We start from the raw sequence: 20,444 nt of genomic DNA, 5'->3' as shown, positions 1-20,444 counted from the left end.
ACTTTTAGTCGATATTTTTAGCTAATTAATTGTGGCGGTTGCCAGATATTGGAATGAAAGTTAAATCTGTAGATTGATTGATAATCAGATAATATTTCTGTAGAAATTTGATTGTTTACACCTAATTCAAAAGTTTGAATTGGTTGATATGTAATTGCGATTCCGCAACAATTACAAATACAAGTTATTGGACAAGTATCATCACTATCATTTTTATGATTGTGTTCAGCAGTTATTTCTTCTTGATGTTGGTCTTCGGCATTATTTCCGTCAGAACAAGGTTTGATTGACAAACCAAGAATTAATAATGATAGTATGATAGTTATAAATTTCATTGGTACAAAGATAAATAAATTTCAATGCAATGGTGTTGCAAAGTTTTTTATTCCGATTGTCAAGAACGGATTTAGCGTTGGCAAAGAAACAGCTCTTTTGTTTTTTTAAGCGTTGGCTTTTCGCGTTGGCAAAAAAAATAAATGTGCTGTTTGCGCGTTGGCTTTTTTAGTTCAAATGTTGATGTTTAGCACGATTTCCGCATTATGCACAACAATGGTATAACTGTAATTGCTGTTATATCTCTTTTATCATCTACAAATCTAGAGGATTTTTAATCATTCTAAAAGTATTTGTAGCAACATGGGTGTAAATTTCAGTTGTTTTACTAGAACTATGGCCCAATAATGATTGTATATAACGTAGGTCGGTTCCGTTCTCTAGTAAATGTGTGGCAAAACTGTGCCTTAATGTGTGTGGAGTAATCTTCTTTATAATTTTAGATTTTTTAGCAGCTTTTTCTATGATTGTCTTTACACTGCTTGCGCTGTAAGGATTCCCTTTCGGTCCTTCAAATAGATAATGTTTAGGTTGGTATTGCTTGAAATAATTTCTTAAATCTTTTAATACATTGATAGATAGCAATGTATACCTGTCTTTGTTACCTTTTGCACAGACAACCCTTATTACCATTCGCTTACTATCAATATCTGATATTTTTAAATTGAGTAACTCAGCTCTTCTTAAACCGGCAGAATACAAAAGACTAACAATACATTTGTGTTTTAGATTATTGGTGTTATTGATTATTGATAAAATTTCCTCTTTACATAATACAACAGGAAGTTTTTGCTGTTTTCTAGGTCGTTCTATAGCATAAAATCTATTAGGCATATTAAGAACAATTTCATAATAAAACTTTATGCTATTAATTGCCAGATTGATATAAGAATTTGATTTTTTTTCGCTTATTAATTTTCTAAGATATCTTCTTATTTCTCGCTCACCAATGCTTAAAAGTTCAATATCCCTATAATAATTGATAAAAGCTTCAAATGCATTGACATAAGATCTTGCTGTATTTTGCGAATAACGTTTTAATAATAATTTTTGTAAATATTCTTCTGGACAAACTCTATAGTTGTTTGTTAGCCTTCTGTTCTTAAATGATTTAAGATTAGCGATTGGGTTAGAAGGGTTAATAATCTTATCGCGATAAAAATAATTACAATTGATCCAGGCTATACCTCTAAATTTTTCAAAAATAAGATCTATATTTTTCTGATTATTAAGGATATAAGGCATTTTAAAATGATTACTCCATCTAGGATTAGGTAACTCTTTAATTAAAGCCTGAATCACTTTATCAGGATAGAACTGTAAACCAATCATTTTTTGTTGATCGATCATTAAGTGCTTCAAAGTGATATTTTTACTAATATGTTTCATGCTGATCAAATATGCTTTTTTTAATAGTTTATTGCAACAAAACCCATCGAATTAAACGTTTAATAAACGTTTAATTCGATGGATAGGTAACATTTTTAAGAATAATGACACTATTTTAGAAAGAGATATGTTATGATGCGAAATTGTACCTATTGTAATGAGAAGTTCGAAGGAAGAATTGGTAAAAAGTACTGTTCTTCTTATTGTAGATCGGCTTTTTATTATCAACAAAATAGGGAGAAAGAAGATACCCTTTTTAAAAAAATAGATATTCAATTAAAAAAGAACCGTAAAATATTAAAGGCGTATAACAAAGCTGGTTTAGTTACTGTACGTAAAGAAAAATTAATAAAAGAAGGATTTGATCCAAAGTATTTTACCCATTATTGGAAAAACAAAAATGGACAAGTCTACCTTTTTTGCTATGAATATGGTTTTTTGAGAATACAGGATAAGCAAAAAGAAAAATACGTATTAATTCAATGGCAGGAGTATATGAATAAATATTGATTGCGTCAGGGATAGGAGTGACATCCTTTTTTTAGTGAAATACATATAGGTTCTTGAGGAGTGTTTCACTAAAAAAAGATATAATGGATAGCCCGCCAGGACGCCCTAACTAATGTAATTCCAGATGTTTTTATGTTTTGCCAGTTGTTGATATGTAAACAACAACACTTTATTCTTTTCTAGAGACAAAGAAGGATCTTCTTTTAGAATTTTCATAGCGTAGTATCTTGCTGTTTGCAATATATCATTATCTCTTACGATATCTGCTATTTTAAGATTAAGAACACCGCTTTGCTGAGTACCCATAATATCTCCAGGACCTCTTAATTTTAGATCTACTTCTGCAATATCAAAACCATCATTGGTGCGTACCATAGTTTCTAATCTTGTTTTACTGTCTGACGAAAGTTTATGACTGGTCATCAGAATACAAAAACTTTGTTCTGCCCCACGACCTACACGACCGCGTAATTGATGTAATTGTGAGAGTCCGAAACGTTCTGCACTTTCTATAATCATCACACTGGCATTAGGTACATTAACACCTACTTCGATTACTGTAGTAGCAACCATAATATTAGTTTCGCCTTTTACGAAACGTTCCATTTCATAGTCTTTGTCTGAAGGTTTCATTTTACCATGTACTATAGAGATTTGATAATTTGGAGTAGGGAAGGAGCGTGCAATACTTTCATATCCATCCATTAGATCCTTGTAATCCAGAGCTTCTGATTCCTGAATCAAAGGATAGACTACATATATTTGCCTTCCTTTTTGAATTTCTTCTGCAATGAATTTAAAAACCTTCAGGCGATTACTATCATATCGATGTACGGTTTTAATAGATTTTCTACCTGGTGGCAATTCATCAATAACAGAAATATCTAAATCGCCATAAAGACTCATCGCTAGAGTTCTAGGAATGGGGGTTGCTGTCATCACCAAAATATGTGGGGGATAGGTGTTTTTATGCCATAATTTAGAACGTTGTGCAACTCCAAATCGATGTTGTTCATCTATAATCGCTAAACCTAGATTTTTAAATTTCACTTTATCTTCTAAAACAGCATGAGTTCCTATAAGAATATGTAATGTTCCTTCTTCTAATTCTTGATGGATTTCTCTACGCTCTTTTGCTTTAGAGCTACCCATTAGTAACCGTACATTAATGTCTAATTCTTTGGTGAGTTCTACTATTCCTTGATAATGTTGATTGGCTAAAATTGCCGTAGGAGCCATTAAACATGCCTGAAATCCATTATCTATAGCTAATAACATTGTCATTAAAGCTACAATTGTTTTACCTGATCCAACATCTCCCTGTAGTAATCGATTCATCTGAGCACTGCTACCAATATCTTTTCGAATTTCTTTAATAACTCGTTTTTGTGCGTTTGTAAGTTCAAAAGGAAGATGATTATTATAGAAATTTGTGAAATAATCACCGACTTCGGTAAAAGGAAACCCTTTAATCTTTTGTTTACGAATTAACTTTTTAGTAATCAATTGTAATTGAATATAAAATAATTCTTCGAATTTTAATCGGTATTGTGCTTTAGCTAATAGTTCTTGATTCTTAGGGAAGTGAATATTAAGTATTGCTTCACTTTTATGAATTAATTTTAGTTCGGATCTAATTTCTTCAGAAAGGGTATCATAAAATCGTGCTTTGGTATCCAAAAATAGTTGTTGCATCATCTTACTTAATACACGATTAGTAATACCTCTATTTGATAATTTTTCTGTAGATGGATATACTGGTTGCATCATCACTTTTAGATTCTTTTCGTGTTCCGAAAGTAATTCCATTTCTGGATGCGGCATACTGAACCCATTATAATATTTGGTTTTTCCGAAAATAACATAGGGTGTATTAAGTTTAAGGTTTTCTTTTATCCATTTATGACCTCTAAACCAGACTAATTCCATTTCTCCAGTATCGTCAATGAACTTTGCCACCAAACGTTTTCCACGTTTTTGTTCTACCATTTTAATGTGAACAATTTTGCCAACCATTTGTACTTCTGCAGAAGTACGCTGTAACTCATTTATCTTATAGTAATTTGTTTTATCTATATATCTATTAGGAAATAAGTTTACTAAGTCCTGATAGGTATGTACCCCTAACTCTGTTCGCAACAGATCAGCTCTAGAAGGTCCAACACCTTTTAGATAATCAATTGGAGTTTGTAAAATATTAGGATTCATTAAAGCGAAGATACTATTTATCATAAAAATCTTCAACGTAAAACTTGTCACATAACCAGAGTAAAATCGTTATTTTGGCAGAACGTTTGATTATTGAATGATATGCGATTTATTTTAAGTTTAATTATAAGTATTGCTTCCCTAGGAATCAATGCGCAACAGGTAGATAGTTTACCTAAAAACACAAAAGAAAAACAATCCTCTGTAGATTTTATAACTGGAAAGGTAAATATATTTCTGGATGCTAATTATAGAAAAGTAGAAGGAAGAGTAATTTATACATTTCGGGTAAAGCAACCTACGAAATCTATTTTTATTGATGCTCAAAATATGCGAATTATGAATGTTTTATTAGATGGCGAGAAGATAGATGTAGTATATGATGATAAAAAAATAGAAATCACTTCTGATTTTAAGTTAGGAGCTGAGCAAACTATTGAAATTCAGTATATAGCTGCTCCCAAAAAAGCACTTTATTTTTTAGAGGATTATCAGGGAAATGATCAAATCTGGACGCAGGGACAAGGTAAATACACATCTAATTGGTTACCAAGTTTTGATGATATGAATGAGAAAGTCATATTTGATCTAACAATCAATTATGATTCAAATTATGAAGTAATTGCTAATGGTAAATTAGTTAATAAGCAAGCGGTAAATGATTCTATCCAACGATGGGAATATGATATGGAACATCCTATGAGTAGTTATTTACTAGCATTGGCCATTGGAAAATATGATAAAGTGGTAGAAACCTCAGAAAGTGGTATCCCATTAGAAATGTACTATTATCCAGAAGATAAAGATAAATTCGAACCTACTTATAAGCACAGTAAACAGCTATTTGATTTTCTCGAAAAAGAGATTGGATATGCTTTTCCTTGGCAAAATTATAAGCAGATTCCGGTTAAAGATTTTTTATATGCGGGAATGGAAAACACAGGAACAACGATTTTTTCTGATGCTTTTGTAGTTGATAATATTGGTTTTAATGATCGTAATTATATCAATGTAAATGCCCACGAATTGGCGCACCAATGGTTTGGTGATTTAGTTACAGAAACAGAAGGAAAACATCATTGGCTTCAAGAAGGGTTTGCTACGTATTATGCATTGCTTGCCGAAAGAGAGATTTTTGGCGAAGAATATTTTCAGTATAAATTATATGAAAGTGCAGAACAGCTTACGGAGCAATCTAAAGCTAATGATGCTACTTCTTTATTAGATCCTAAGGCCAGTTCTCTTACATTCTACCAACGAGGTGCCTGGGCACTACATGCTCTTAAAAACGATATTGGTGAAGCGCATTTTAAGGTAACAATTAATAATTATTTAGAAAAACATAAATACGGTAATGTGACCACATCTGATTTTATTACGATTGCTGAAGAAGTAAGTGGTACAGATTTGTCAGATTATCAAAAAATATGGCTTGAAGCAATTGAGTTTCCTTCACAAGAAGCGTTAGATATATTAACAAAATCCACATTTATTAAAAAATATTTAAATCTTGCTGCAGAGCGAACACAACCCATCGCAGGTAAATGGGGAACGTTAGCAACAGCTTTAGATTTTCCCATAAACGAATATTTAGGTCAAGAGGTGATCTATCAATTAGAAGGAGATACATCACAAGAGGCACTGGCATTGTTTACAAAAGCATTTGAGACTAATAACATATATGTAAGACAAGCAATTGCAAATACGATGAGTAGTATTCCTAAAAGTTTACAAAAACAGTATGAGTCTTTATTAGAAGATCAATCGTATGCAACTATAGAACCGGCACTATATCATTTATGGGCTAACTTTCCTTCGGAGCGAAGTAGATATTTAGAGCAAACTAAAGATATTATTGGATTTAATGATAAAAATGTTCGAATTCTTTGGTTGGTCTTAGCATTAAGTACCAAAGAATATCAAAGCGAAAAACATCAGGATTTTTATGCAGAATTATCAGGGTATTCATCTTCGAAACATCATTTTAGCACTAGAGAAAATGCTTTTACATATTTAGAAAGTTTACAGGCTTTTTCCGACCAATCTCTTATAGATCTTGTTGATGGTGCTGTACATTATAATTGGAGATTTCGAAACTTTTGTAGAAAAGTTTTGGATAACCTTTTGAAGAGCCCTAATTTTCAAAAGAAATATGTAGATTTAAAGAATAATTTGCCAAAGAGACAACAAGAATTTTTAGAAAAGAAATTAACCCCATAACCTATGATATGCGTGCATTAGTAATTTCTGGAGGAGGAAGTAAAGGAGCTTTTGCAGGTGGAGTAGCACAGTATTTAATTCAGGATTTAGGAAGAGAATACGATTTATATGTAGGAACATCTACAGGTAGTCTTCTGATTTCTCATTTAGCTCTCGCTAAAATACAAGAGATAAAGGAAATATACACTTCGGTTAATCAATCTTCAATTTTTAGGAACTGCCCTTTTATTATTAAAAAGAAAAGAGGGTACAATGAGATTTCAATTAATCATTTTAATGTATTCCGGAATTTAATAAAAGGTAATAAGTCTTTTGGGGATAGTAGAAATCTTAGGGATCTTATTAAGCAATCAGTAACACAAACGCATTTTCATAAAATTAAGCAAACTGATAAGGATGTTATTATTACAGTGACAAATTTATCAACCAATGAAGTCGAGTATAAATCTATTAAAGAGTGTACATATCAAGAGTATTGTGATTGGATATGGATTTCTTGTAATTATCCACCATTTATGAGTTTGGTAAGAAAAAACAATTGTGATTATGTTGATGGAGGATTAGGATCTATGGTACCTATAGAAGAAGCTATTCGTAGAGGAGCTACAGAGGTTGATGTGATTGTTCTAGAAACCGAAATTAATTACCTTAATCGTATGCCTACAAAAAATCCATTTACTCTAATAACAAGTATGGTGGATTTTATGATGGATACTATAGAACATCAAAATATTAGAATTGGTAAATTTATAGCCAGTAGAAAGGATGTGGCTATGGATTTATATTATACACCTACGGTATTAACCACGAATTCATTAGTTTTTGAAAAAGAGAAAATGAAAAAATGGTGGAAAAAAGGCTATGAATTTGCCAAAGAAAAAAATATATCAAATAGACTATAATTAAAATATATGCGCGCATTAGTCATATCCGGAGGAGGAAGTAAAGGAGCATACGCAGGTGGTGTAGCTCAATATTTAATGCAGGAGGAAGGAAGGAAGTATGATCTTTTTCTCGGAACTTCTACCGGAAGTTTGTTAATTCCTCAATTAGCATTAGGAAACATTGATAAAGTATATGATATCTATACCAATGTAAATCAAAGTACTATTTTTAGTGTAAATCCTTTTAGAACCAGAAAGAAAGGGAATCGAGAATTCGTTTCAATTAATTTCTTTAACACGGTTGTACAATTCCTGAAGAGAAAAAGAACCTTTGGAGAAAGCAAGAATCTTAGAAGAAATATTCGTAGAAATTTTTCTGAAATAGAGTTTGAACTTGCTAAAAAGAAGGTGGAAGACATTGTTGTTACAGTATCTAATTTGACAAAAAACACTACAGAGTATAAGTCTATAAAGGATTTCTCCTACGAGGATTTTTGTGATTGGATTTGGATATCTTGTAATTATGTTCCTTTTATGAGTTTAGTAACCAAAAATGGTTGCGAATATGCTGATGGTGGTTTTGGTTCTATGGTTCCTATTAGAGAAGCAATTAAAAGAGGTGCTACAGAGGTTGATGCCGTTATCCTAGAATCCGAAAATATGGAACATAATAAAGTACTAGGTAAGAATCCTTTTTCTTTAATGGTAAACTTGTTTAGTTTTATGTTTGATCAGGTAGAAGGTCACGATACTGTGGTAGGAAAGTTAGCTGCAAAAAATAAAAATGTAGTCCTCAATTTATATTATACACCTTCTAAATTAACAGAAAATTCGCTTGTGTTTAATAAAAAGTTGATGCGTAATTGGTGGCAGCAAGGATTTGAATATGCAGCTGAGAAAGCAAAGCAAGCTGAAGAAAATAAATTAAAAGATATTGATATGGCGGGATAATTTTCTCGCTGTTTTGTACTATAAGTAAGCCATACTAAGTACATCTAATATAGAGAAACTTGGTATGGCCTAATTAAAATAAGATTGTTAGTTACTATTCTTAATTTGTTGTTTTAATAAATCGATCTACTAATTTATTATTTATTAGTAAGAAGTATAATCCTTCTGGAAGAGTACTAGTATTTAAAGTCTCAGGAATATCGGATCTATTTATTATTGTCTGACCTAAACTATTTACAACTTTTAGAGAATATTTATCTTCTAAAGCAGATACTCCATCTATATTTAATATTTCTCTAGTCGGGTTAGGGTATAAGGTGATTTGATTTTCTGGTGATTCAATATCTATAATAGATAACGACTGAATTTCAATATTTTCTGAGAACGTACTACATCCAACATCGTTAAATACTTCTAAGTTGTAGGTACCTGTTTCTTCTGCTAAGTAGCTAGAAGAAGTAGCACCTTCTATTTCTTGATTATTAAAATACCATTGATATGATGCATATGTTTCTACCGCCGAAATCTCATTTGTTTCTGCATTAATATTCATTGTAGGTAATGCTGGTGCATCTGAGATACTTATTTCGACTACTGCACGTTCTGTAGTTTGGCATCCACCTAAAGTAGAAATCTCCCAATTGTATAGATAGTAGTAGAATCCTTCTGGCGCAGTGGTTGCTGAACTTCTTTTAATACTAATTACGTTTTCTACTATATACGGGTAATTAATATTATCATTACTCCTGAAAAGATTAGCCTCTTCAAGAAAACCTATTTCCAAGTCTATTCCAGCAGGAATATTCATATTGATATCAATGATACTTTCTCCATCAGGAATATTTATCGTTTTAGTTTCTAATACAGTTCCTGCTGCATCAATAAGTTGTAATGTTCTATTTCCAGATCCTTCTGCTACTACTGTTGCTTTTTTTAGGATAATTGGTTGATTTACATCAAAAACTAGATTGAACCCTCCTTGATGAATGTCTCCAGAATTAGATGATATGTCTTGAATTCCTGTTACTGCAGATATAATAGGCTCAATAGTTCCTGCTACATAAAATGTTTGATCTTCTGTGAGGTTAGAAACATCTAAGTCAGCACCTGTAGCAATAGCTGTATTACTATCTATAGCATCATACCAGATGTAACCAGAACTACCCGATGCCGTTATCGTGGTGGTATTTCCAGGACATATGGATTGGTTCATGTTTTCTGGTAAGTTTGCAATATTAATCGTGATTAAATCTTCTTTGGTATTGGTATCTTCTCCTATTGTATTAGTCGCTGTTAGTGATACCGTATATGTACCATTTGCTGTATAGGTATGTGTAGGATTCAATTCTGTAGAAGTAGTTCCATCACCAAAATCCCAGGAAACCGAAGTAATTGTATTGATAGACGTATTTAAAAAACGTACTTGATCACAATCTATGGATGCTTCGAAATTAGCAATAGGAGGTTGATTATTGTTTCCAGGAGTGTAAGACCCTGAGATTTCGTAAAAACCAACAGAGGAATAATCCGAATACCCATTAGAAACATTTCCTTCTCCAACACCATCGATTTCTATAAAATATGTTCCTCCAGCTAAAGTGGTATTAATACTAGCACTAAGACTATTAGTTGGATTAGAGATGGCAAGCTCTTCTCCTGTACCACTAATTATTCTTGCTTGGATATTTAGGTTAGGGTAAAATGGATCTGGATCAATATCAAAATTCACTTCACCACCAGCAGTAATAAAAGAAAATAAATCTTTATCCTCTTTTGTAGAAATTAAAGCCTGATGTAATGATGGATTAACGGTCCCATCCGTACTTGCTTGTATAGGTGTAGCTTGTGCTATGTCATCAGAATGATCATCTGCTTTATACCCAAAACCATTTCTATTTCCTGATATGATTGCCATGTCATCTTCTTGTGTAATAGCATTATCATATTCTCCTTTACTCCATTGTCCAATAGGTTTACTAGCGCTCCATCCCATAATTGGACTCCAATCTGCATGACCAGCATAATATTGATTTCCAGGTACGCCATCATGTGATAAACCTAGGGTATGACCAACTTCATGAGATCCTGTTTCTCCTGCTGATCTGGTTCCGCTATTATATACCCAACACGGGTTGTCTATATTGGTGTTAGAGAAAGAATTGAGATATGCAACACCTCCAGATCCTGGAGCTGCATCTGTAGTAGGAGTGAAAATACACATCATCCTTTGATTGATCGGAGTATTTTCGAAAGCAGCTCTATCTGTAGTAATATTAATATCAAAAGGCCTGAAATCTTCGGCCATAATTCTCCATATTTCTGTGATTTTAGCATCGCTATATCCAGTTGGTTGTGCATTAATCGTTCCTCCATTAACCCACCAAGTATCACTAACTACTTCTCCATCAAAATCTAAATATACGGTATATGCAGATCCAGGAAGACTAGATAATAAAGGTGCTCTAGAAGATGCTTTATTAGTATTAGTTTCTTCTGAAGTTACTTTTTCATAATCTATACAAAGAACTTTATGAATATCTATTTTTTGAACGAGAACTGTATTCACATCATCTGAGTAATATCGATATGCTATTTTTTCTTTGTATAATACAATATGGCCAGAAATGATATTATTTTGTTTTGTAATATGAAATGTAGAAGTATTATCATTATTTACACTTCCAATAATAGAGTATGTGTCTGTATTTCCTTCTTTTTTGGTAATTTTTCCTTTATAGGATATATCTTTTGAAACATCTAAAGTAATTATGTCAGATTTTTTATTCCAAAAGGTTTGGGTAAAAATCTTTTCATCTCCCAAATCGTATGATCTGTTTTCTTGAGAGAACGCAGTATTTTGATAAAAGACACCAAGCAGAAATAAACTAAGTATTCTTAAAATATTGTATCGCTTTTGTTTAGAATAATGTTGGGTTTTTGTTTTTAAGAGTGCAATTTTTTTCATTTGACTAGATATTGAATTTGTTGATAATGGTTTGATTCACTTATACAAATGACTTGCTTATCAAGAAAACATAGTCTTCCTGATATTATATAAATACTCGTGTGTAAAAGGAGGAAGAATGATGAACAGCTTCCGACTAAATATTCTGGTTTTGGATAGCTTGATTAGAAGATTGTCTGGGTTCTTCTAACAAATTCATCAAACACAGGAGTATGTACTATTGTTTTACGGAGTAAAACATATGTCTGATAACAAGAAAAAATGTCTTTTAGTATATACAGATGTACCAAGATTGAAAAAAGATCATCTTTTTATACGGAGATTAAGTTAAGAGTGCTTTTTTCGATTTTATTTTTCTAGCTGTCATCTTTACTGGTTTTTAATTAGAACTGATTACCTTAATTTCAGTGCCATGTATCCAATTTTTTAAAAGATGCTTATTTGTACTAAGTTTAGAAATATAATAAACGGAATAAGAAGCAAAAACATCTGAATCTTCAATTTTTTCTATTTCTACTCCTTTAGAATCAATATAATTTGAATGAATTAGATATAACTGGTCTTTTGTTTTTAGAATATATCCAACATGGCTAGTATCGAATCCAATAAAATGAATTCCTTCTGTTAGAGTCAAGTTAATTTTAGAGATATTTTGATCAATAGAATTTTCAGAGACTTTAAAGACTTTAGATTCGAGTCCTAAGCTTTGTGCCTCATTAATTGGGCTTTGTTGAGCTAGTTTATACCTATTTATATTTACGCCGATATGTTTTAGGGTTGTAGAAACAAAATACCCGCAAGCAATTTTTCCTTTCTTTGGAACTGATGTATGTCCTTCAAAAGACCACGGTGTGCCTTCCCAAAATGGAATTATTCGGTTTACTAAAGAAATTGTAAATAAATTAGATATGGAATCAGTTGGTGAACCCTGATAATCTAGTTTTTTAGCCTTTATGCTATTTTTTATAGATTCATAACTTTTGGACGAATCACTTACTAATTTCAGTTCCTTTAATGTTTGTATGTATTGTGTTTTTAGTTGATGAGAAACTTTAGTTGTTTTATGAGTCTCTTTATGTAAAACTTGTTCCTTGTTTTGCCCTTTGCATCCAAGATGTATAATAATCAATATTCCTAAAAGAGTTACTTTCATTCTGGATTTACATTATTAATGACTAATATACCCGTTACTTGACTAATATCAAACCCTAAACTTATTTTGTTACCATTATTATCTGTAGTAATGTTCGAAGAGTTATGATAGTCAAAATTAGCTCCCAACTCTAATTCGTTTTGATCAATGTTATTATCATTATCAAGAATTATTATGTTGCCAAAATCATACAATACCTGTATTTTCTGATCATTAAAATATTCTTTACTCTTTGCACCTAACAATGCTTTCTGTTTGTTGTTTTTTAACGAAGTATTTTTACTCTTTTCAAGTTCATAGATAGAAAATACTTTATTGATTTTAAAGGTGTTTAGATCTGTTAATGAAAAGCTATATTTATTTTTTAATACTATTTTATTTATTTCATCCAGTTGTTGTTGGTTGGTTTTTGATTTAAATAAGGTGTCCCAATAATTCTTTTGTTTAAAATATGGTGATTCGGGAATAGGGTGGAGGGTTTTAGTTATAAATTCTTTAATTGTATCCTTTGTGATAATACAAAATCCGTATTGAATTTCCATCGGACTATAAGCTCCCATTTCATTTTTTGAAAAACGTGTTTTACACAGTATTTCTCCTTTCTGATTAATTGAAATTGGTATGATCCTGGATTCAATGGTAGATGGTCCCGTTATGCTTACCATTGAATTAGAAAGCGAAAACATGAATATCCCAATAAAAAGAATGACAACTTTTGGTGTATATAATTTCAAATCCATTTATAAATAACTTCAATAATATAAAATATAGTTATAACAAGAGAAGAGAGAATAATATACAATTATTTACTCGTTTTTTTTAAATAGCTTGACCGAATGTAAGAAGGTTACTATCTGGATCAAGTAAAGAAAACTCTTTCTGACCCCAAGGTTTAGGTTCTAATTTTCCATTTGGATGGATACTTACATTATTACTTAATAAAGTCTGATATAGTTGTTCTATGTTATTAGTTCTAATATAAACTTGACCATAATTTTTTTTAGGATCGACTTTTTTAAACTCAAAAAAATGAATTTGAATTTGATCTTTTTCGATCATTAAATATTCATTAAAATTAGTACTTCCAAATTCTTTAAACCCCAATTTATCAATATAGAAATCCTTAGTAACCTTTTTATTTCGCATTGGTAGCTTAGGGTTAATATCAGTCAACATAATTTTAATGTTTTATATATAAAATCTTATTTGTTTCAGGTCAATCGAAAGTTATATGTCAAATATTAAAATAGGTCTTCAACTTCCGTTTTAATAGCTGATAAAGCAGTGTCACTAGGCGAACCTTTTTCTACGATTTCTGTTAGTATAAATTCTCTCATTTTATTAGCAGAATCTACTTCTTCTTTCATTACCGTCTTTCTAATTAACGCAATGGTTCCATTTTTAGCTGCTTTTACGATATTCCAACATTCATCAGATATGTAGATCTGCTGGGTAAGATTATGATCAAATTCTTGCTCAATTGTATTTACTAGTAACGATTCATAACTTTTTTTATCATCATCGATAGGAGCTGTTCTTAATAATAGTTTACCAGGAGAAATTCTTTCTAAAAATAAAGCCATTCGTTCATAAGCTTGTAATCTTAGCGGAAGTGCTTGTTTTTGATTTTCTTGATGTAATAAAAATCGTCTTCGTTTTTCTTCATTATCCGTATGTGTTTTAAAATAAAAGAGTGCCAATATCGTAATAAAGAGAGAAGGTATTAATGAGATTAGTAATGGGATGATTTCTATGTTCATGTATATTATTTTACTATTTGTTATTTATTTTGTGATAATTTCCTCCAAGATGAGAGCAATCTTTTAAATCTTGAGTACAGGTAAATTCTACAGGGGTTTTACTGTATTTAAAAGATTCTTCTAAGGTTTTTGTAAGTTCACCATCATCAACATTTATATCAATGTCTTTCATTGTAAATTGAGAAGGATGTTCATATCCAGCCGCGTGGGTGATTTCTATTAGTTCTTTCCGAAACGATTTAAAATATTGTGCCAGTCGATCAGATTTAAGAGGTACGTTTATACCCTTTTGTAACCATTTACTCTGTGTAGCAATTCCAGCAGGACATTTATTAGTATGACAAATTTGAGCTTGTATACAACCAATACTCATCATTGCTTCTCTCGCTACATTAATACAATCTGCTCCCATTGCAAATGCCATAGCAGCTTTTGCAGGAAAACCTAATTTACCACTACCGATAAAAACAACTCTATCTGTTAGATTGTGTTTTTGAAATATTTTATAAATCGCACTAAAACCATAAATCCAGGGTAGTGATACATGATCAGCAAAACTTGGGGGAGCAGCACCTGTTCCTCCTTCGCCACCATCAATCGTAATAAAATCAGGGCCTCTATTAGATTTTACCATTAACTCTGCAAGTAGTTCCCATTGTTCAGTTTTACCAATTGCAGCTTTGATCCCAACAGGCAATCCAGTTTCTGAAGCTATATCTTCAATCAATTGCAATAATTCTGGAACATCTTTAAAAGCTTTATGAGTTGAAGGAGATAAGACATCTTTACCAATTTCTACACCTCTGATTTTTGCAATTTCTGATGTGATCTTTGCACCTGGTAGTACACCACCCTTACCAGGTTTAGCTCCTTGAGAAAGTTTAATTTCGATAGCTTTGATAAATGGATTCTTTTCGACTAAAGCTTTCATTTTCTCCATAGAAAAGTTTCCATCCTCTGTACGAACACCAAAATATCCTGTACCAAAATGAAAAACAACATCACCACCATTACTATGATATGGAGACAATCCACCTTCTCCTGTATTATGATAAGCACCTGCCTTTTTTACTCCATTATTAAGAGAGTCAATGGCACGAGCAGATAATGAACCATAACTCATCGCAGAGACATTGATTGCAGATGCTGGGCGGTAAGGTTTTTTACGTTGATTGTATGCTCCCATTACTTTTGCACAAGGCAAAAAGGTTTTATCAATCTTATTAGGATGATCCGTATTCATCTGAAAAGGAATCATACAATTTTTTATGAAAATATGTTGATGTTGATAAATATCTCGATCAGTACCAAACCCTTCATAGTTGTTTTCATTTTTAGATGAAGCGTATACCCATCCTCTTTCAATTCTATTAAAAGGAAGTTCTTCTCTATTGTTAGCGACAAAGTATTGTCTCATTTCTGGCCCTATACTTTCTAGAAGGTATCTAAGGTGTCCAACGATAGGAAAATTATGACTAACCGTATGTTTTTTGTTAAAGAATATATCTCTAATCGCAATAAATATAAGAGCGATTAAAATCCACATCCACCAGGATATCGAACTAATAAAATCTAATACAGTATCCATTTATTAATTAAAATTATTGAGCATTTAAATAGTCTAATGTTAATTGTGACATCACTTTTACACCTAATAATAAACCACTTTCATCAATATAAAAATCAGGTGTATGGTGCGAAGCCGCTTTTTTTTCATCTGGTGATTTTCCTCCTAAGAAGAAGTAAAAACCAGGTACCACTTCTTGAAAATACGAAAAGTCTTCTCCTCCTGTAGTAGCTTTTGATAAAATTACATTTTCTTTTCCAGCAATTCCTTCTATGGTAGGCAACATTTTTGCTACAAGAGTTGGATCATTATAAGTGATAGAAGTATTGTTCTGAAAAGTTATGGTTGCTTCTCCACCATAAGCTTTGGCGATTGCAGGAACCATTTCATTCATACGACGTATAATCATTTGACGCATTCCAGGGTCAAGTGTTCTTACTGTACCAATCATTTCTGCACTTTCTGGTATGATATTAAACCGCACACCACTTGTTATTTTTCCTACTGTTATTACTGCTGCTTCATCTACTAAAGGAGATTCTCTACTAATAATAGTTTGTAGGCCATCAATAATTTTTGCAGAAATTAAAATAGGATCAACTCCTGTCCAAGGAGCAGATCCGTGAGTTTGTTTTCCTTTTACATCGATTACAAAACGCTCTACAGCGGCCATGGTTCCACCTGGTTTGTATCGTATCATTCCTACTGGTGTTCCTGAATTTATATGAAGTCCAAAGATCGCATCTACATCCGGGTTTTTAAGAACCCCTTCTTTGATCATCAATTTTGCACCACCTTCTTCTCCTGGTGGAGGACCTTCTTCTGCTGGTTGGAAAATAAATTTCACAGTACCATTAATCTTTTCTTTATTTTTACTTAAAACTTCTGCGACTCCCATAAGTATTGCAGTATGCGTATCATGCCCACAAGCATGACTTACTCCAACTTCTGAACCAAGAAAAGTAGTTTTAACTGTAGATTTAAAAGGTATATCTACTCTCTCTGTTACTGGTAACGCATCAATATCTGCTCTTAAAGCTACAACTTTTCCTTCTTTACCACCTTTTAGAATTCCTACAACTCCAGTTTTAGCTACATTTTCTGTTACTTCAATACCAAGGCTTTTTAGATGTTTTGCGATTTTTTTTGCAGTTTCAAATTCTCTATTAGATAATTCAGGATTTTGATGAAAATCTCTTCGCCATTCTATCACCTTATTTTCTACTTCTTCTGACATAGAATTTATAGCAGGATCTATTTTTTGCGCGTGTATACCGGAACATAACAGAAGTATGACGATTAGTATGTTGTTTTTCATAAAGTACGTTGAGTTAAAAATTAATGAGTCTAAAGTCTTTATTTTGTAATTGCACTAAAGCAGTCATTGCCGATAATGAAAATTTCACTTTTGGATGCGTATCAGATTTAGAAATGTTTCTGTGAGCCGCAGTTTGCCCACATAAAATAACTTGAACACCTTTTTCTGTAAGTGCAGAAATTAAAGCAGTATTAGGATTATTGATGCCAAATTTTGAATTATAATTTTCATCATTTAATATATCATTAGCAGCACTGCCATGTATTACTAACGCAACTTTAAGTTTTTTTACAGATACTCCAGCATTTGCATGCATATTAAGATATCTAGCAGCGGTATTTATTAGAGGATTTACTTTAGTGCTGTCACCAAAGGATCTTCCTACATCAAAAACAGCTTTTAAATTATTTGTAAGGTCTGTTTTAAAATCTGGGTTCTTAACATCATACGTTTTACCATATTCTGTAATAATAGTTCCTTTTTTGGGTTCTTTTTGACAAAAAAGTATTCCAGGTTGTAAAGCAAGGAGAAATAAAAATGTGTGTTTCAAGCCTAGTAATTTTGGTTTCTAAAGATATTCAAAAATCTATTAAAGGAAAGTTAAAATATGTTTTTGATCATTATGAAACAAAAAAGCATATTTTTAAAATATAAAAATATGCTTTTGATGCTGGCCTAATTTTATTATAGTTTCACGAATTTACCAACAGATTTATTATTTATTAAAATCATATAAAGTCCACTAGATAATTTAGTTAAATCTACTTGGGGCTGTATGATCGTATTCATTACTACTTGCCCAGATGTATTTACAATTCTTATATCTTTTTCGTTAATAGTTAGTCCATCTATTGTAAGTATATCTCTTGTAGGATTTGGATAAAAATTGAAAACACTTGACCCTTGGCTTAGATTTAATTGAGATAAATCTACTGAGAATATTGATGAAATAACATTACATCCAGTTTCGTTAAAAACTTCTACACTATAGTCTCCTATTTGATCTGGTCTATACTGAGAATCATTTGCTCCTGTAATCATTACACCATTTAGATACCACTGATATTGCGCATATGTTGATTCTACTGTTAGATTTTTGGTGTCCGGAATTGAAAGGGTAGGAGATTCCGGGTTCTCCTCAACAATTACCTGTATTGCTGTCCTAGTATTTGTTGTACAGTTATCGAAGGACCCCGACACATAATATGTTTGACTTGTTTGTAAAGTATTAGCTTCATACGTTGCTCCTGTATATAATAAATTGCCACCAGTTGGAGCATCATACCATTGGAATTCACTATTTCCGGTAACAGTTAAAGAAGCGGATTCACCAATACAAATACTTTGACTTTCGCCAATTGGTTGTTGCGGAATATTAATAGTAATAAAATCATCTCTTTGTCTAGTATCTTCACCGGCACTATTGGATGTAGTAAGTGATACACTATACGTTCCACTATTAGCATATGTATGAGTTGGATTTTGTTCGGCAGAAGTGTTTCCATCTCCAAAATCCCAAGCATATGTATTTACATTATTTATTGTGGTACTATTAAAATTAACTGTAGAACAATTCGTTGCTGCTTCAAAATTTGCTATTGGGGGTTGATTATTATCGCCTGGGATATACTTACCAGAAATATAATAATTACCTATAGAAGAATAATCAGAATATCCATTACTTAGATTACCCTCGCCAACACCATCAATTTCTATGAAATATGTTCCAAACGTAAGATTTAAATCAATATTGGCACTAAGACCTGAAGGATCTGAAGTAGCAATTTCTTCTCCAATACCATTTAGAATACGAGCTTGTATATTAAGATTAGGATTGTCTGAACTAGGATTGAAATTAAAGGATACATTTCCTGTTTCAATTACAAAAGAAAAGATGTCCTTATCAGAACGATTATGAATAAAACCATAATTTTGATCAGCACTTACATTTCCATCCGTATCCACCAGAATAGGAGTTGCTTCTGCCAGAATATCTTTATGATCATCTTCTCTAAAACCGATACCATTTTGTGATCCAGCGATAATTTCTATATCATCTTGTTGTTGAGTTGCATCATCATATTCTCCCATACTCCAATGACCTATTGGTTTGCTGGCGCTCCATCCCATTATTGGAGACCATTGTCCGTGGCCTGCATAATATTCTTCTCCAGGTCTGCCATCATGACTTAATCTTAATGTATGTCCTATTTCGTGAGACCCTGTTTCTCCCGCAGCTCTTGTAGATAAGTTATATACCCAACATGGATCATCATTTCTAGTAGAAGAAAAAGAACCTAAATATGCAACACCGCCAGAACCAGGTGCTGCGTCATTAGTAGGAGTAAAAATACACATCATTCTTTTGTTTTGAGGAGCGGCATCATACAGATCTCGTCTTGTAGTTACATTTAGGTTGAAAGCACTAAAATCTTCAGCCATTATTTTCCAAACATCTATTATTTTTTGATCGGAAAAGTTCGGAGATTCTGCATTAATGGTACCACCACTAACCCAGCGAGTTCCTGATACAACCTCTCCGTCAAAATCTAAATAAATAATTCCAGGAGCTCCCGGAAGACTTTCTAATTGAGGAGGCATTCTAGATGATATATTATTTTTACTTTGATTATTTTCTTTAGTGGCTTCAAAATCTATACAAATTAGATCGTTAATATCCACCTCTTTGATATATACCTTTCCTAGATCGTCAGAGAAAATTTCATAACCAATTTTATTATTTCTAAGGACAAGAGTCCCTTCTAATTGATCTTTTGTTTTGTATAGTGTAAAAGTGGAAAGTTTTTCATTATTGATACTTCCTATATAAATGGTTTGATCATTTTGTTTTTTTTCTACTTTAATGGTTAACGATACAGAAGTGTTTTTGGTAGGTAAATTAATAGAAAGACCCTTTGATTTAGTAGTGAGGTTTTTAACCAAATTATCTATGTTTTCCACAATTAATTGTGGGGAGTTTTGCTGAGCATAAGTGATAAAAGTGTTTACTATAAAAAGAGTTAGGATAAAACTTTTGAGGTAGATTTTAGTCATTTTTAGATTTCTTTAAATCATTAATTAGTAGAAACTTAATTGGTTTATTTAGTAAAATGGTTAGGGGCTGATTAATAATAACGTAACATCTTAAAAAACGCTTTATTGTGCGAAAATTGAGAAATAAAAACT

Annotated in this window: 16 protein-coding genes; 4 read left to right on the top strand and 12 right to left on the bottom strand. The window is 32.0% G+C overall.

The features are described from left to right. Positions 1-17: 17 nt before the first annotated feature. Both NMK29_RS11525 and xerA read right to left on the bottom strand, forming a co-directional pair. Complete coding sequence (locus NMK29_RS11525; RefSeq protein ID WP_108805526.1) at positions 18-335, bottom strand: DUF6660 family protein; 318 nt, start codon at positions 333-335, stop codon at positions 18-20. A gap of 253 nt (positions 336-588) precedes the next feature. Next, on the bottom strand, positions 589-1,722 hold the full coding sequence (xerA, locus tag NMK29_RS11520) for a site-specific tyrosine recombinase/integron integrase (protein WP_234424347.1): 1,134 nt from the start codon (positions 1,720-1,722) through the stop codon (positions 589-591). 132 nt (positions 1,723-1,854) lie between these two features. On the opposite strand from xerA, the gene NMK29_RS11515 reads away from it, so the two are divergent. Further along, positions 1,855-2,232: a hypothetical protein gene (locus NMK29_RS11515; protein WP_108805527.1), complete on the top strand. Its 378-nt coding sequence runs from the start codon at positions 1,855-1,857 to the stop codon at positions 2,230-2,232. 105 nt (positions 2,233-2,337) lie between these two features. On the opposite strand, the gene recG is transcribed toward NMK29_RS11515, so the two are convergent. Further along, entirely contained in the window at positions 2,338-4,440 is a 2,103-nt protein-coding gene (recG, locus tag NMK29_RS11510) for an ATP-dependent DNA helicase RecG (protein WP_108805528.1), read from the bottom strand. 102 nt (positions 4,441-4,542) lie between these two features. Between recG and NMK29_RS11505 the strand changes: the two genes are divergently transcribed. The 3 genes from NMK29_RS11505 to NMK29_RS11495 are packed head-to-tail and all read left to right on the top strand — an operon-like array spanning position 4,543 to position 8,495. Next, positions 4,543-6,660, top strand: a complete 2,118-nt coding sequence (locus NMK29_RS11505; protein ID WP_108805529.1) for a M1 family metallopeptidase — start codon at positions 4,543-4,545, stop codon at positions 6,658-6,660. 8 nt (positions 6,661-6,668) lie between these two features. Next, positions 6,669-7,562 (top strand): patatin family protein, encoded by an 894-nt coding sequence (locus NMK29_RS11500; RefSeq protein ID WP_108805530.1) that lies wholly within the window; start codon positions 6,669-6,671, stop codon positions 7,560-7,562. A gap of 9 nt (positions 7,563-7,571) precedes the next feature. Next, on the top strand, positions 7,572-8,495 hold the full coding sequence (locus tag NMK29_RS11495) for a patatin family protein (protein ID WP_108805531.1): 924 nt from the start codon (positions 7,572-7,574) through the stop codon (positions 8,493-8,495). Between the two features lie 100 nt (positions 8,496-8,595). Here NMK29_RS11495 and NMK29_RS23845 read toward each other — a convergent pair whose 3' ends face one another. The 9 genes from NMK29_RS23845 to NMK29_RS11445 all read right to left on the bottom strand — a co-directional run bounded on the left by NMK29_RS23845 (position 8,596) and on the right by NMK29_RS11445 (position 20,312). Next, on the bottom strand, positions 8,596-11,460 hold the full coding sequence (locus NMK29_RS23845; RefSeq protein WP_108805532.1) for a PKD domain-containing protein: 2,865 nt from the start codon (positions 11,458-11,460) through the stop codon (positions 8,596-8,598). A 379-nt stretch (positions 11,461-11,839) separates the two neighbouring features. Continuing rightward, the gene (locus NMK29_RS11480) at positions 11,840-12,613 is read right to left on the bottom strand and encodes a hypothetical protein (protein WP_108805533.1); all 774 of its coding nucleotides are present in this window, start codon (positions 12,611-12,613) and stop codon (positions 11,840-11,842) included. After that, positions 12,610-13,353 carry a hypothetical protein gene (locus NMK29_RS11475; protein ID WP_108805534.1) on the bottom strand — a complete coding sequence of 248 codons (744 nt, stop codon included), beginning with the start codon at positions 13,351-13,353 and terminating at the stop codon, positions 12,610-12,612. The genes NMK29_RS11480 and NMK29_RS11475 overlap by 4 nt, the downstream gene beginning before the upstream one ends. 79 nt (positions 13,354-13,432) lie before the next feature. Continuing rightward, positions 13,433-13,789, bottom strand: coding sequence for a VOC family protein (locus NMK29_RS11470; protein ID WP_108805535.1), 357 nt, complete (start codon positions 13,787-13,789; stop codon positions 13,433-13,435). Positions 13,790-13,854: 65 nt separating this feature from the next. Then, complete coding sequence (locus NMK29_RS11465) at positions 13,855-14,373, bottom strand: hypothetical protein (RefSeq protein WP_108805536.1); 519 nt, start codon at positions 14,371-14,373, stop codon at positions 13,855-13,857. A 13-nt stretch (positions 14,374-14,386) separates the two neighbouring features. Beyond that, entirely contained in the window at positions 14,387-15,961 is a 1,575-nt protein-coding gene (locus tag NMK29_RS11460) for an FMN-binding glutamate synthase family protein (protein ID WP_108805537.1), read from the bottom strand. Positions 15,962-15,974: 13 nt separating this feature from the next. Continuing rightward, positions 15,975-17,258, bottom strand: a complete 1,284-nt coding sequence (locus NMK29_RS11455; protein ID WP_108805538.1) for an amidohydrolase — start codon at positions 17,256-17,258, stop codon at positions 15,975-15,977. A gap of 13 nt (positions 17,259-17,271) precedes the next feature. Next, entirely contained in the window at positions 17,272-17,808 is a 537-nt protein-coding gene (locus tag NMK29_RS11450) for a DsrE family protein (RefSeq protein WP_108805539.1), read from the bottom strand. A 134-nt stretch (positions 17,809-17,942) separates the two neighbouring features. Beyond that, entirely contained in the window at positions 17,943-20,312 is a 2,370-nt protein-coding gene (locus NMK29_RS11445; RefSeq protein ID WP_108805540.1) for a PKD domain-containing protein, read from the bottom strand. Between the last annotated feature and the right edge of the window lie 132 nt (positions 20,313-20,444).

The organism is Aquimarina sp. Aq107 (assembly GCF_943733665.1).
In the GTDB taxonomy this organism is placed as follows: domain Bacteria; phylum Bacteroidota; class Bacteroidia; order Flavobacteriales; family Flavobacteriaceae; genus Aquimarina.
The sequence above is the reverse complement of the archived record's forward strand: the minus strand, read 5'-3'. Positions and strand labels throughout refer to the sequence as shown.

Excerpts from the sequence above, each read along its gene's own strand:
- NMK29_RS11455 (WP_108805538.1), bottom strand. The coding sequence starts at position 17,258 with ATGAAAAACAACATACTAATCGTCATACTTCTGTTATGTTCCGGTATA.
- NMK29_RS11475 (WP_108805534.1), bottom strand. The coding sequence starts at position 13,353 with ATGGATTTGAAATTATATACACCAAAAGTTGTCATTCTTTTTATTGGG.
- NMK29_RS11505 (WP_108805529.1), top strand. The coding sequence starts at position 4,543 with ATGCGATTTATTTTAAGTTTAATTATAAGTATTGCTTCCCTAGGAATC.
- NMK29_RS11525 (WP_108805526.1), bottom strand. The coding sequence starts at position 335 with ATGAAATTTATAACTATCATACTATCATTATTAATTCTTGGTTTGTCA.
- NMK29_RS11460 (WP_108805537.1), bottom strand. The coding sequence starts at position 15,961 with ATGGATACTGTATTAGATTTTATTAGTTCGATATCCTGGTGGATGTGG.
- NMK29_RS11500 (WP_108805530.1), top strand. The coding sequence starts at position 6,669 with ATGCGTGCATTAGTAATTTCTGGAGGAGGAAGTAAAGGAGCTTTTGCA.
- xerA (WP_234424347.1), bottom strand. The coding sequence starts at position 1,722 with ATGAAACATATTAGTAAAAATATCACTTTGAAGCACTTAATGATCGAT.
- recG (WP_108805528.1), bottom strand. The coding sequence starts at position 4,440 with ATGAATCCTAATATTTTACAAACTCCAATTGATTATCTAAAAGGTGTT.
- NMK29_RS11515 (WP_108805527.1), top strand. The coding sequence starts at position 1,855 with ATGATGCGAAATTGTACCTATTGTAATGAGAAGTTCGAAGGAAGAATT.
- NMK29_RS11480 (WP_108805533.1), bottom strand. The coding sequence starts at position 12,613 with ATGAAAGTAACTCTTTTAGGAATATTGATTATTATACATCTTGGATGC.
- NMK29_RS11445 (WP_108805540.1), bottom strand. The coding sequence starts at position 20,312 with ATGACTAAAATCTACCTCAAAAGTTTTATCCTAACTCTTTTTATAGTA.
- NMK29_RS11495 (WP_108805531.1), top strand. The coding sequence starts at position 7,572 with ATGCGCGCATTAGTCATATCCGGAGGAGGAAGTAAAGGAGCATACGCA.
- NMK29_RS23845 (WP_108805532.1), bottom strand. The coding sequence starts at position 11,460 with ATGAAAAAAATTGCACTCTTAAAAACAAAAACCCAACATTATTCTAAA.
- NMK29_RS11470 (WP_108805535.1), bottom strand. The coding sequence starts at position 13,789 with ATGTTGACTGATATTAACCCTAAGCTACCAATGCGAAATAAAAAGGTT.
- NMK29_RS11465 (WP_108805536.1), bottom strand. The coding sequence starts at position 14,373 with ATGAACATAGAAATCATCCCATTACTAATCTCATTAATACCTTCTCTC.